General features: G+C 32.6%; 10 protein-coding genes. 7 read left to right on the top strand and 3 right to left on the bottom strand.

Annotation, left to right across the window (positions count from 1 at the left end; genetic code table 11):
• Positions 1-53: 53 nt before the first annotated feature.
• The 3 genes from IGI63_RS16065 to IGI63_RS16055 all read left to right on the top strand — a co-directional run bounded on the left by IGI63_RS16065 (position 54) and on the right by IGI63_RS16055 (position 4,438).
• Complete coding sequence (locus IGI63_RS16065) at positions 54-1,289, top strand: peptidoglycan bridge formation glycyltransferase FemA/FemB family protein (protein ID WP_002408623.1); 1,236 nt, start codon at positions 54-56, stop codon at positions 1,287-1,289.
• A 124-nt stretch (positions 1,290-1,413) separates the two neighbouring features.
• Positions 1,414-2,418 carry a DUF4767 domain-containing protein gene (locus IGI63_RS16060; protein WP_429976317.1) on the top strand — a complete coding sequence of 335 codons (1,005 nt, stop codon included), beginning with the start codon at positions 1,414-1,416 and terminating at the stop codon, positions 2,416-2,418.
• A gap of 1,216 nt (positions 2,419-3,634) precedes the next feature.
• Positions 3,635-4,438 (top strand): CHAP domain-containing protein, encoded by an 804-nt coding sequence (locus tag IGI63_RS16055; protein WP_002408030.1) that lies wholly within the window; start codon positions 3,635-3,637, stop codon positions 4,436-4,438.
• Positions 4,439-5,184: 746 nt separating this feature from the next.
• On the opposite strand, the gene IGI63_RS16050 is transcribed toward IGI63_RS16055, so the two are convergent.
• Positions 5,185-6,039 (bottom strand): LysR family transcriptional regulator, encoded by an 855-nt coding sequence (locus IGI63_RS16050; protein ID WP_002408032.1) that lies wholly within the window; start codon positions 6,037-6,039, stop codon positions 5,185-5,187.
• Positions 6,040-6,188: 149 nt separating this feature from the next.
• Entirely contained in the window at positions 6,189-7,700 is a 1,512-nt protein-coding gene (gene gltX / locus IGI63_RS16045) for a glutamate--tRNA ligase (RefSeq protein ID WP_002408033.1), read from the bottom strand.
• Between the two features lie 583 nt (positions 7,701-8,283).
• Here gltX and IGI63_RS16040 point away from each other — a divergent pair.
• The 4 genes from IGI63_RS16040 to IGI63_RS16025 all read left to right on the top strand — a co-directional run bounded on the left by IGI63_RS16040 (position 8,284) and on the right by IGI63_RS16025 (position 13,903).
• Positions 8,284-9,735 carry an amino acid permease gene (locus tag IGI63_RS16040; protein WP_174126182.1) on the top strand — a complete coding sequence of 484 codons (1,452 nt, stop codon included), beginning with the start codon at positions 8,284-8,286 and terminating at the stop codon, positions 9,733-9,735.
• A gap of 12 nt (positions 9,736-9,747) precedes the next feature.
• A complete protein-coding gene (locus tag IGI63_RS16035; RefSeq protein ID WP_002408035.1) occupies positions 9,748-11,148 on the top strand; it encodes a glutamate decarboxylase in 1,401 nt (466 codons plus the stop codon).
• Positions 11,149-11,228: 80 nt separating this feature from the next.
• Positions 11,229-11,477 (top strand): helix-turn-helix domain-containing protein, encoded by a 249-nt coding sequence (locus IGI63_RS16030; RefSeq protein WP_002408036.1) that lies wholly within the window; start codon positions 11,229-11,231, stop codon positions 11,475-11,477.
• A 236-nt stretch (positions 11,478-11,713) separates the two neighbouring features.
• The gene (locus IGI63_RS16025) at positions 11,714-13,903 is read left to right on the top strand and encodes a glycoside hydrolase domain-containing protein (protein ID WP_429976316.1); all 2,190 of its coding nucleotides are present in this window, start codon (positions 11,714-11,716) and stop codon (positions 13,901-13,903) included.
• 144 nt (positions 13,904-14,047) lie between these two features.
• Here IGI63_RS16025 and IGI63_RS16020 read toward each other — a convergent pair.
• A partial coding sequence (locus tag IGI63_RS16020; RefSeq protein ID WP_429976315.1) for a hypothetical protein occupies positions 14,048-14,296 on the bottom strand: 249 nt, incomplete at its 5' end.

Here is a 14,296-nt window from a genome sequence, read left to right as displayed (position 1 = left end):
ATTTTGTAAAAAGATAAATTAAAAAATATCTTTTTGGAATTAGAGGTGAGTATATGAGTGATTTTGTAGAACTTACAAATGATGAATTTTATTTTTTTTCTTATAAACATCCACAAGGTTCCTACTTACAATCTTTAGAGATGTGTACATTATTACGAAAGCGAAAATGGCAGACTATTTTTGTTGGTCTAAAAAGAAAACAAAAAATTATTGCTGCGGCTCTAATGGCTTCTAAATCTATTAAGATAGGAAAGTACTATTCTATCTCTGCTGGTCCATTAATGAATTATGAAGATAATGAACTTGTAATTGAATTTTTTTTTAAAATAAAAAAGTATATAAAAAAAAATCACGGATTATTATTGAAAGTTACACCAAATTATTTTTATCAACATTTAAACGCAGAAGGTGTACCATTAGATGAACCACAAGCGAGTATTCATAAACAATTACTTAACTGCGGCTTGAAGCACAATGGATTCACACATACTTATATTAATGACAATCCAAGAGTTATTTTCAAAAAAAATTTAACTGGATTCACTGAAAGGGACTTGTTAAAATCTTATCATTCATCTACTCGAACCAAAGTAAACAAATCTATAAAAAGTGGTATGACGATTCATCAATTTTCTCGAGAAGAATTACCATTATTTGAAGATGTTATGCACCATACGGCAAGTCGTCAAAATTTTCAAGATAAAGGTTTAAGTTATTATCAGGATTTATATGATTCATTTGGTAATCAAGCAAAATATATGGCAGTAGAAATTAATTTTAATAGTTATGTGGAAGAAACTTTAAAGAAAATAAAAAGACTAAAGCAGAAAAAAAAGAAAATTTATACTGATGTTTCTAAAAGTGGTCAGAAAAAAAATATTGATACAGAATTAATAGCGTTAGAAAAACGATTAGAAGATGTACAAGTGTTTTTACCATTAAATGAAAAAAATAAAAATAAGATTCTAGCTGTTGGATTATTTATTGAGCGTTCAGAAGATATGATATTTTTATTTGGAGGTATGTATAAGCAATATAAGAATTTTTTATCACCTTCTTATTTTCTACAACATATAATGATGAAACGAGCTATTGATAAAGGATTAACTTGGTTTAATCTTTATGGAGTTGAAGGAGTTTATGATGGTTCTGATGGTGTATTAAACTTTAAAAAAGGATTTGGTGGGGTAGTTGAAGAACAGTTAGGAACTTATCTGTTAATTGTAAATCCAATCAAATATAATATTTACCAAGTAATGAAAACGGTTTATCGAAGTTTGAAAAATTAAAAAAATCAGTACAATTAGTGCTGATTTTTTTAATAGTTTTAATATTTATATAAAATAAAAAGTAATTACCAATTATTATAAGTAAAAGTTGTATAGTATTCTTGTCAGAAAGAAGGGATTCCCAATGAAAAAAATAATCTTGATAGGTCTTTTATTGAGTATTTTATCAGGATGTTCTTCCAACAAAAGTGGCGATAGCACTGCAAGCAAATCAAGCAAACCAACAGCAACATCAGAAATGAAAGCACCTGTTACCGTTAACAGCAGCCAAGCAAGTCAAATGAGCACGGAGTCAAAATCTAGTACGACTCAAAGGAATCCTTCTATTTCTACTAAAACCGAAAATCAGTTGTGGTCTGCGCAAAAAAAGGAACAGCTACAACAATTTATGGCTGATTGGGGGCAACGGATGAACCAAATGTATAAAGAATATACACCAGGAAATTCAATCAATTTTAATGGTGTTCAAGCGCCTGATGGTCTAGTAGGAAAGGTTACTATGCAACCAGCGATTGGTAAGCATCCCATTTATTTAGAATGGTCTGAAAATGGACAAGTGAAGGATGGATATGCGTTAGTTGCTGTTTACTCTGATGCAGAAACGCAACCAGAAATGCAAAAGCATTTGTATTTATTCACCATCGTTAACAATCAGCCCTTAGTTTTAGTGACGATGCAAAATCAAGGAGATCGTTATGGCTATCTGTATTTTGGAGCAACAGATAATGCAGAGTTGAGGGCTGGGTTTGAAAAAATTGTAGGTGCCCCGTCAATTACTAAAGAACAAATCCCAAATATTTCAGTAAATCCGTGGTCTTCAAAAGAGGAAGCGATTGATTTTTATGAAGGAATGTATAAAAACACGGCAAACGAAATTTCAACTCAAATTGACTGGCATAACTATCAGCGGGCAAATTGGCGCGAGGTAGAAACAAAAGGCGACACGTTGACATTGCATTTTGCCAACGTGGGCGGTGCTGGGGGCTCATACACACAATTCACGAAAGTCGGTACGAATACTGTTGTTGTATCATTTGATGGTAATGCCGCTTATCCCGATAACCCAAGTAGCGTTTTACTCGTGCAAAACAGTGATTATAAAGTTTTAAGGACTTTGGATCATCAATAGAAATCTTTACTATTTACTTGTTATCATAGTCGTATTCTATAATTTAAGGTTCATTTCAAAATTAAAAATACTCCAAACTATGAGCTATCCTCCAAAATTTAGACCTCAAAGTCTAGCTTTTGGAGTTTTTTTAATTTTAGGAATCTATAAGAAAAATACTATGTTTTGAATAAGACACAAGCTATTGAGTCTTGTTTTAATTCAAAGTATAGAGGTCAAAAAATCAAAAGTTTTGATCTATTTGGTTTGTCTTGCTGTACTTGTTGAATTCAATAGTTTTGAAAAATTTGTGTTCAGAATAAATATTTTCCTATGTAATTGCAACTCCTGATGTACCAGTAGAATGGCTAAGTACTATTATACTTAGTAAAAAAGGAACACATGAGGGAAGTAGAACGAAAAAAGTAGTTTTAACTTTTGATACAGTGGGATTAATTCAATGGTTAAGACAAACGGCGGATGAATAAGAATTGACTCACTACCAACAATTAAGAGGAGATAAATAATAAAATTACATTATGATAATGGAAAAAGCAAACGACCACTGATTGCTTTTTTGTTACCAGATAAATAGCCAGTCGTTTTCCGCCGACTGACCAAAGAGATAGATTTGTAAAGAAGTGATTTGTGCTTCCTACAATTCTTTTATAGCATTTTACAAGTGAGTAGACAAATATTTTACTAAAGATAAATAATAAAAGTTTGGGAGTGAAAAAATAGATACTAGATTACTAGAAAATAAAGAGACAAATAATGCGATTGGGGGACTAACCTCTAAAGTAATGACCACCAAAGATTGTGAAAATATTGGATGTAATTACTTGATATTTGCTAGTAAACTACTTATTAAGAATGGCTATGAAAAGTCCCAATGCCATATAAGTAGTAATTATTATTGATAAGGATGCTAAAATAATAATAAACGAATGAAGAATATGTGACTCTTTAAAATGTTTTATTGATAGAAAAATTAAAGTGGCACAAAATATAACAAATACTAACCAACATAACAAAAAACCACCAGTAACACGTATCACTTCAAAAAATAGATCCATATTATTCAACTCCTAGATATTTTCTTTAATTATATCATATATAGAAAATAATGATTATTATATCATTTAACTTAGAAATCCTTTAAAAGGATTCAAGACTATGGTAAAGTGAAGAAGGGAAGCGTTTTCAAAAATATTTAAAAGAAAGAAGGAAGAAGTAAATGAAAAAAATGTTATTGGGGATTATTTTTCTGTTGAGTGTTGGATTGTTCTTTATAGCTCCATCAAAAGCAAGTGCTGATGAAATAGACGACTTTCTGGACAAATACAATTTAACAGGAGTCGAACTAGATAATTTTGAAGCAAGAGAACAAGCAGTTAGACAAAAGAGAGATATTGGTTTAGATGAGAGTGCTATTAAGAAGGAATACACTGATTTAATAAAAAAAGGTGAATTAGACAACACCATAACATACTCAGAATTTTATGAGTTTGTCACATATCCGGAACCTAAAGATCCTGTTGTAGAACATGCTCGGAAAAAAAGAGATATTCAGAGACCACAAGCAGGTGATATTCTAGTTACCAATAGTACTTCGTCTAGTCCGATAGTAGGTCATGCAGGAATTTACCTAGGTGATGGTACTATCTTAAGTATAGACGGACCCAAAAAGCACCCATCAACAATTAGTCTGTTTCAATGGATGATTGCTCGTAATTCTACAAAAGATACATGGACAAAAGTATATAGACCAAAGGCTGCTTACAAACCAGCACAATCTGCCAATTGGGGAAACAATAATATAAGAGGAAAAAATTTTAGTTATGGAATTACAGGTGCGCCTACAAGCTTAGATCCTACGTATTGTTCTAAAATAGTATTTCACAGTTATTGGTTTGCCAATAATGGAAATGGAATGATTATACCTGGACGTTTGGTATCTCCGTATGCACTCCCTAACATGTTTGTAGACTACGGTCACGCTGATCATGTAGCAACTTACACTTGGAGAAATATTGCTTAATGATGTTATTGACAAAGCAAGTATAGATAAATAACCAAAAGAACCAACAGGGTATACCCTGTTGGTTCTTTTCTATGTTCAAATTGTTATTAGATACGTAGCAGGACATTCAAGTTGGGCATACTTCAACAGAATATAGGAAATTATACCCTTTTTCCTGTTGTTGACTATTTTGATCTGTGTTCTTGCAGTTTTCTTTTCACATAGTAAAAAATTATCTTTAACAAATTGGAAATAGCCCATTCGAAAATCCATCTTGTTAAAGGATTATCGAACTCTTTTGGGAAAAGCAAAAATAAGAACTCAACGATTAAAATTTTAACTGCTTCAATTAATAATGGATTCATTTGGAACACCGTCTTTCGTAATATTTATAGGTGTTTAACTCCCTATAAATAATTCGCCCTTACGGATTAAACTTGTCCCAAAGTAGTTAAAGAAAAATAGATACAAAAAAAGAGCCGAAACTAAAAAATTCGGCTCTTTGGATTTGCAATAAAATACTATGTTATGAATAAGACACAAGCTAGTTGTGTAATTTTTACCTAAAAACAAAGAGGTCAAAAACTTAAAATTTTTTGAGCCTTTTTTAGCTATAAAACTAGATAGTTGTTACTTTTCTTTTTAAGTAGCAAAATAATTTGTTGTTAAAAAGCAAATTTTCTTAAAATGAACTTCTACTATTATTCATTTTAGGCTCTCTACTTTTTGATGTTGATAAAAATACCAATATCAAAAGTAAAAAGCTATTTAACAGTGATTGATTCCAAACCCAATAATTTATCTTTTATCAGTTCTAAAACTTCTTGTTCTTTTGCCGACATTGTTGTGCTGTTAACTAAATAGTGATAGTAAAAAAGTTTGTGGGTTAAGGGTATTTTTTGAAGTCCATCATTACTGCCAATAAAACTTGCTGGAAGAATGGTAACACGGTTACTGAGAGTCAGCATGTTTTTAACAATTTGTAAATCTTCTCGAATGACTATATTATTTTTCGGTATTTTATACAAATCGAAAAAAATTTGTACGCTATGAGCTAGAGAGGAATTAACCTGGCTTTGAATGAAAGATAACGCACGATAATCTGAGTAGTCGGTTAATGTATTATCTTTTGAACAAACCAGAAAGAGTTCTTCTTGGTAAAATAAGGTTGTTTCAAAATGAGGATTAGAATCTAATTTAATTGGACTTTCTATTATTCGAATCTCTCCTTGTTGGACATTAAGTTGTCTACAAGTATCTTCTTTAAACAGACATAATTTTTCGTATTGATTAAAAATTTTAGAAACATTTTGTTCCATTGCGTAATCAGTTATAAGTATTGGGATATGTCTGAAATCGTTTAATAGAAAATGCTTGTTCATCTCAGTAATTGTTTCTTCAATTTTGTTTGCATAATTCAAAAAGATTTCTCCATCATGAGTTAAAGTAATTTTATGTTTTCCACGGCTACGCTCGATTAACTTTTTGCCAAGAAAATCTTCCAATCTAAGAATAGTTTTAGAAATTGCTGATTGTGACATATGCTCATGTTCAGATGCTTTAAAAAAAGTTTCTTCTTGACAGATTTTACAATAAATAGATATATCTTCTAGGTTCATAAAAACACATCCTCATTTAAAAATTGATAGTTCAAGTAAATCAGTTGTTTTTGAAAAAATATAAGCAATGATAAATAGAAAGCTTTGGTTACTGGTCAAAGTTTCCATTTAACATTGCTTATCTAAATTAATTCGTAAATAATTATTTGTTATTGATTTAACGACTTTAAGGCGTTAGCGATCATAATTTCAACATTTTTCTTTGGCATAATGGCTAACAGTTCAGTTATTTGTGGAGCAGATTTATTATCTGTAAAAACAACATTTAATGGCATATAGAGATTACGTCCACTTTGGCCAGTTTCTTTTTGTATAACTAATAGAATGGAGTCATAGTCAATTGGTTCAACAGTATTTTGGATTTCTTTTTGCATAACTAATAAAATTTTATGGACATTATTTTTATCAAATTCTGCTAAGTCTGCATAGGAAAATTTGTGTCTATCTGAATTTTTAATAAAATAAATTTTTTCCATAAAAGTCATTAGTGTTTTTGCTTCAGCACGGTAAAGTTGAATCACTTTTTTTATAAAATCTAGATTCTCTTGCATTTTTAGCTCTTTTAATTTTAATGCTGTATCTGTTTCAGCTGCATTTATTAAAGTAACTATTCGATTGGCTAATTCAGCAATTGGAATTTTTTTAATATATTCACTATTAATCCAGTCTAATTTTTTTTGATCGAAATAAGCAGGGGAAGCAGACATTCGATGAATATCAAAAGCTTCAATTAGCTCATCTCTAGTAAACAACTCTTTTTCGCCAATAGGGGACCAGCCTAAAAAAGCAATGAAATTTACTAATGCTTCGTTTAAATAACCAAATTTTCTGTATTGACTAATAAACTGTAAGGTATTTTTGTCACGCTTGCTTAATTTTTTGTGGGTTTCTAAGCTGTAAATTAATGTAATGTGACCAAATAGTGGTTGAGGGATACCTAATGCTTCATAAACAGCAAGTTGTTTCGGCGTATTGGCGATGTGATCATCGCCACGTAGTACATGACTGATTTTCATTAAGTAGTCGTCAATTACGACTGCAAAATTATAGGTTGCCATCCCGTTACTTTTTTCAATAATAAAGTCTCCGCCAATATTATCAGAGTTAAAAGAAACAGTCCCTTTAATCATATCATCCCAAGAATAGACATGATTTTTAGGCAAGTGAAGACGAACTGTTGGTTTTCTACCTTCAGCTTCGGCTTTTTTTATTTGTTCTTTTGTTGCACCATACCAACGGCCATCGTAGTGGGGAGCAATTTTAGCTGCCATTTGTTGATCATGCAACTCAGTTAGTTCTTCCTCAGTTGCATAATCTTTGTAGGCCAACCCTGCATCTAATAGTTGTTGAACATACTTATGATATAAAGAAACACGCTCTTTTTGATGATAAGGTGCAAATTCTTCTTTTGGTTTATCTGGCCCTTCATCCCAGTCGATACCTAACCAATGGAGATTTTCCATTTGACTTTCTTCACCGTGGGGTACATTTCTTTTTAAATCAGTATCCTCAATTCTTAAAACCCAGGTGCCCTTGTAATGTTTAGCGAATAAATAATTAAAAAGAGCGGACTGGGCATTTCCTAAGTGCAAAAACCCTGTTGGACTTGGTGCGTATCTTACTCGAACTTCTCCGGTTATTTCTATTTTTTCTCTTCTCAAGTCAATCCCTCCAATTTTTACCTCTTATAAAATAAAAAATTTTATTTGTTCTGTGTAGAAAATCAATAGAACCAGCTTCCTTCCGTAAAAAAAATGTAAGAAAAAATTAACAATTAATCGTTTTATTAACTTATTGAATATATGCGCTGATTATAGCATAGGGATAAAATAAAACAATGCTCATCAAGTTTTTATCGTTGTTTGATTTAGTTATTTAGAATCGTTTTTTTTAATTTGTCTATTTTTTTGATCCGTTAAAAATCCTTCTGAATGATGTTTTTTTATTGATATATAAAGATCTAAGAGTATTTTTCGACTTATTTATTTTCATTTTTCATAGCTGTTAAATCTAGTTAAAAAGAAAATATTCCTTTTTAGAATATTTAATATGAAAAATAATCGTTATACATAGATGTTCAACCATACTAATATAATTAGCGTAGCTAGTATACAGCTCAAATCAGAATTGACTAAATGTAATGTCAATGAAAAAGAAAGGAAGTAAACATATAGTAAGTCGTAATGAAGTCTATTTTGCAAAATAGCACAACTAAAAAGATGCATGAAGAGGAGCAATTTAAGAATGAGTAACGAATCAAATAAAAAAGATAGTCGTAACCAGATTACCTCGCTTCAGTTGTTTTCAATGACAACATCTATGGTTATGACGGTTTATGGTTTTGCTGCTTTTGCGAAACAAGGACCACGTGCTTTTTTCTTTTTATTTTTAGCCGCTGTTTTATGGTTTTTACCTGTGATACTAACTTCAGGAGAAATGGCCTCTATTGATGGATGGGAAAAAGGTGGAATATTTACGTGGGTAAAAGGGACACTGGGAGAAAAAAATGGTTGGCTAGCTTTATTTTATCAATGGATCCATATAACAGTTGGAATTAATACGATGATGTACTTTATTATTGGCTGTTTTAGCGCTTCATTGAATATACCAATTATCAATGATAACCCTATAGTTAAATTTATTTTGATGATGATTATTTTGTGGGGGTTAATTGCTCTACAACAACATGGGACGAGAATTACTGGGAAAATTGCACAATGGTGTTTTACCATTGGAGTGATTCTTCCAATTTTGATTCTGTTAGTTATGTTTATTATTTATTTGATCCAAGGTCATGATCACTATATAACGATTAATTGGCATACAATTATGCCTCATAGCTTAGGTATTCAAACATTAATTGGTTTTGTACCATTTATTCTAGCATTTGCAGGTGCAGAAGGTTCAGCGCCACATGTTAAAAATTTAAAAAATCCAGCATCATATCCCAAAGTAATGCTGTCTTTGGGAATCTGTGCTGTGGTTTCTGATATTGTGGGATCGATGGCAATTGCGATGACCATTCCAAATGAAAAAATCATACTCAGTAACGGGATAGTATATGCATTTGGTGGATTATTAGATTCTATTGCAAGTCATGGGATTATTATTGAAAAACTTTCAGGAATACTTCTTGCAACAGGGGTATTAGGAGAAATTAGCAGCTGGGTAGTAGGCCCGAATACTGGTATGTATGAAGCAGCAAAAGAAGGATTTTTACCAAAACGATTTTCTAAGGTGAATGACTATAATATCCCTACCAATATCATGATTTTACAAGGAGTAATTGTTTCAATAATGGGAGCACTATTAACTTTTGGCGCTGGCGGCTCGAAAGATAACTTATCGTTTAGAACTGCGATGAGTTTGACGGTTGCTATATATACTTTGATGTACATGATGATGTTTATTGGCTATATCGTGCTCCAGACAAAAAAAGATGAAGGATTAATTCCTAGTTATAGTTTCACAAAATCTAAATTTATAAAATATTTAGTTGGCATAGTAGGGTTTTTATTGTCTCTACTTGGGTTTGTTGTCTCGTTCGTTCCTGATAAAACCTTGCCTACAAATGAAAAGCATGCGTATCTTTTAATGTTACTAACTGCTTTTGTAATAGTTCTTATTATTCCATTCTTAATGTACAAAAAAAGAAAGAGTTGGAAGTCAGCATTACAAAATAATGATTCATTATAAGGAGAGAATAGGATGACAACATCAATAGATTATCAAAAATATTTAGAGGCTTCGTTTTTAGGAAGTGAAGGTTCTCAGGAGTTATTACCAAATACTAAATTACCAGAAGGTCCAATGTATGCAAATTTAGCAAGAGATTTAATCAAACATTTTCGCTTGAATGAAGCGAAAGCAAATCAAAATTTAGCCACATTTTGCACAACCCAAATGGAAGAACAGGCCGATGCATTGATTTTAGATAGTTTGAATACAAACGCCATTGATAAATCAGAATATCCAAAAACTGCGGCATTAGAAAATGCTTGTATTAGTATGATTGCTCATTTATGGAATATCGGGGATTCTAAAAAACTAAATAAAGATTTTATTGGTACTTCGACAGTTGGCTCTTCAGAAGGATGTATGTTAGGAGGTTTGGCCCTTTTGAAGTCATGGAAAGAGCGTGCTTCAAAAGTTGGAATAGATGTTTTAGATTTAAAAAATCATCGGCCGAATTTAGTAATTATGTCTGGATACCAAGTTGTCTGGGAAAAATTTTGTGTATATTGGGATGTTGAATTAAGAGCGGTGCCTGTCGATAAAAAGCATATGTCTTTGGACACTAGTTCGGTTATGAATCATGTTGATGAGAATACTATCGGAGTCATAGGCATTCACGGAATAACTTATACAGGAGCAGTGGATGATATTGCAACATTAGATAAATTAGTTTCCGAGTACAATAGAACAGCAAAAGTTGAACTACGTATTCATGTTGATGCTGCATTTGGCGGATTGTTTTCTCCTTTTATGGATGGCTTTGAACCTTGGGATTTTAGACTGGAAAACGTGGTTTCAATTAATGTTTCGGGACATAAATATGGAATGGTATATCCAGGAATTGGTTGGATTGTTTGGCGGAAAAATAATTATGACATTTTACCTAAAAGTATGCGTTTTGAAGTCGCTTATTTAGGCGATCGAGTGGATTCGATAGCGATTAATTTTTCTCATAGTGGTGCACACATTGTTGCACAGTATTACAACTTTATTCGCTTTGGATATTATGGTTATAAAAAAATTATGGAAGGCGTTCGAAAAGTGTCTTTACAACTTTCAAAAGAAATTTCAAATACAGGATTTTTTGAAATTATAAATGATGGGTCTCAATTGCCTATCGTTTGTTGGAAACTGAGAGAGGATATGGATGTTCCGTGGTCTTTATACGATTTAGAGTCAGTGTTATCTAAACATGGCTGGCAAGTTCCTGCGTATCCATTACCTAAAAATCGAGAAGACACCACGATCAGTCGCATTGTAGTCAGACCGTCAATGTCAATGACAGTGTGTGGTGATTTTATTGAAGACTTAAAGTTAAGTATTAAAGAATTGGAAACTTGTACCATAATTAAACCAATGCAATCAATCATTTAACGATTATAGCTAGAGAAATGATTAATAGCCGTTATCTTTCGGAAAATTTATTAATTAGTCTAATTCAGTGGAGGTGCTAAGTGAAAAAAAGAAGTGAAAAGCAGTTGCATATGTTGGATGTCTCTACTATTTTATCTGCTCAGAAAGGGGATGCAGAGTCTATAGCACTGGTTTTAAGTCACTACCAAAATTATATCTGTCGGTTTGCTTTACAGAAGGTTTATGATGAGCAAGGCAGTGTATCTGTTCATGTAGATGAATTTTTTCGTAGGAGTTTAGAAACCAAATTAATAGAAGCCATTCTGAAATACCAAGTTCCTAATCACTAGATATCAAGGAATAGAATTTTATGGAAATCGGTGGAGTTATTAAGAAAAATTATGGTGGTCACAACAGAAAAAATTGAACGTGAGAGTTGATAAATTTATCGCAACGCATTAGTCATCGAGAGGTTATTTTAGCAAGAATATATTTGGTAATGACAGCAAAGACATAGCTGATACTAACTAAATAAACACAGGTAGGCACCAATTATAAACAAAAAAAGAGAAAAGAGGAGAGTAAAATGGCCACACGTAAAAATCTAGGAGATCCTTGGGTTTTAGAGGTCCAACAATGGTTAAATAAAACATTTGGAAGCAATCCAAACTACGGTACTGTAGCAGAAACAGGACAAACAGGGTGGGATACAGTCTATGGAATCATTCGAGCAATTCAGTTAGAGCTGAAAGTTACAGATACACCAGTAAATAATTTTGGAGCTGGAACTGCAGCTGCTTGGGATAATCAAGTAACTCCTAACTTAGCTATCGGTTATAAAAATGGAAATATTGTAAAGTTAATTGATGCAGGATTTCGTTGTAAAGGAATGGGTTCTGGAAAATTTGATGATACTTATTCAAAAGAAAATGTATCAGCTTTAACTGAATTAAAAAAAGCTGCTGGATTTAGCAACCCAGATAGTAAATTCAATTCGATGTGGGCCCGTGCATTATTTGATATGAGTGCCTTTGTATTAGTGCCTGGCGGTGATGAACGAACAAGACAAATGCAACAAGATTTAAATAATAAATATTACCAATGGACAGGGATTTTACCATGTGATGGGATTTATCAGCGTGCAACTAATACAGCCTTGATTTATGGAGTGCAAGTTGAAGAAGAACTAGGGGATATCGCTAACGGCGTGTTTGGTCCCACCACTCAAAAAGACTACGGAGAAATTGCAGGTAATCATCAATTAGCCTCTTACCCTGGATTAGTAACATTAATCCAGTATGCATTGTATCAAAATCTAATCAACGTATTACCAAGTAGTGTCCCTTTTTCAGGATCACTAGACGTTGAAACTTCTTTTGCTATTGGATTATTCCAATCATTCTTGCATTTAAAGAATGTCGAAACAGGGTATCCCGATTTATCAACGGTGATGTCATTGTTACTATCTTCAGGAGACCCAAATCGTATTTTTACCGCGGTGGATACTGCTGCACAGTTGACACCTGCCCAAATTGAAACTTTAAAAAAGGCTGGTATTAAATATGTAGGACGTTATTTAACGGGGACAGTCGGTTCTGAATTTAAACCTAAGTATTTAACAATTGGTGAAGCGAATAATATTATCGGAGCTGGAATGGCCATTATTCCTATTTACCAAGATAATTTTCCAACGGTTGATTATTACACGTATGGACAAGGGGTTTCAGATGCGCGATCAGCTTTTGCAGCAGCAGACAATCTAGGGTTTGCTACGGAGACCATTATTTATTTTGCTGTGGATGTTGATGCGTTAGACTCAGATATTACTACCAATATTATTCCTTATTTTAACGGTCTGTTTGATACGATGAACTATAATAGACGCTACAACATCGGGATTTATGGGACAAGAAATGCGTGCATGCGTGTAGTTGATGCAGGATACGCAGTAGCTAGTTATGTATCCAATATGTCTACCGGTTGGTCAGGTAACTTAGGATTTTCGCAGCCAGCTTCTTGGTCTTTTGATCAGTTTGATGAGCCAGCAGACGGTATTGGCACTGGTGCTGGACTGGTTATGATTGATAAAGTGAATGTATCTGGTACGGACTCAGGTGTGACAGCAGTGTCAAAAAAAGATCCCGCCGTTAGTATGTTGCGAGGATTAGGAATTAAATTAATTAATGACATATTAGATAGTCAACAATTTGAATTTGGCAAAGAATTTGTTATTTTTGAATGGGGTATCTTTAAACTAACGCAAACATTAGCCGCTCAAGCTCAATCGCCAGATGCACAGGACTTTTCACTTAAATTTAGTATAATGAATGGAAAATTAGATCCAGCCTTTATTGCCAAAATTGAAGATGTTTTGGGATCTGGAATTACGGCGAAACTTGAAGACAGTGTTTCTGGATTAACAAGTGCCATTGAAACAGGTGATGCTGAATTTAGTGGTGGTTATAAGGATGGTGTCATTTCTGGTTCGATTACCTTTAATATGACAAAAAATACAGTGGATGGTACAGAAATTACAACGTCTGTAAAATATAATCTTGAGATTGACTTAGGCAAAATTGGTAAACCATTCCAAGATGCATTTGATTGGATTAAAGGAAAAGTAAGTAATGAGTTTCTTGGTTACTTTTTGTTTGCAATTGTGGTGATTGTTTTGGCAGGGGGGGCTATTTCTAGTGGTGTGTCAGTTACAGCTGTGGCAGCCTTCTCATTCATTATTTCTACTTTAACTTCGCTTATGAGCTCAATCAAATTTTAAATATACTGATTTAGAAAAACAAGACTGAGCAAAAGTGTTTAGCTTCAAAAAATAAGAAGGAGCTGATTTTGTACAACTGATTATCTTAAGATTTAGAACGAGGGACATAAATTGTTTTTACTTATGTCCCTCGTTTGTCATTTGTTAGTTTAAAAATAAATAGCCTATAATTCCCCATATTCCTAGTAAAAATAGTATACGACTACACTTTGTGATATGAGTATTGATTTGTTCTTTCTCTTCGGATTTGATTTTTACAATGTTCAGTTCGTTTTCTGGATGTGTTTTTAAATATTGTTGAAGTATAAGGGATTTTTTTTTGTCAACTTTGCGAGTAAATAGGAGTAAAATACCATCCGAAATAGATATTATTCCTATATAGAGAAAATCAAT

The sequence above is a fragment of the Enterococcus sp. DIV0086 genome, assembly GCF_050498705.1.
GTDB classification, from domain to species: domain Bacteria; phylum Bacillota; class Bacilli; order Lactobacillales; family Enterococcaceae; genus Enterococcus; species Enterococcus faecalis.
The sequence above is the reverse complement of the archived record's forward strand: the minus strand, read 5'-3'. Positions and strand labels throughout refer to the sequence as shown.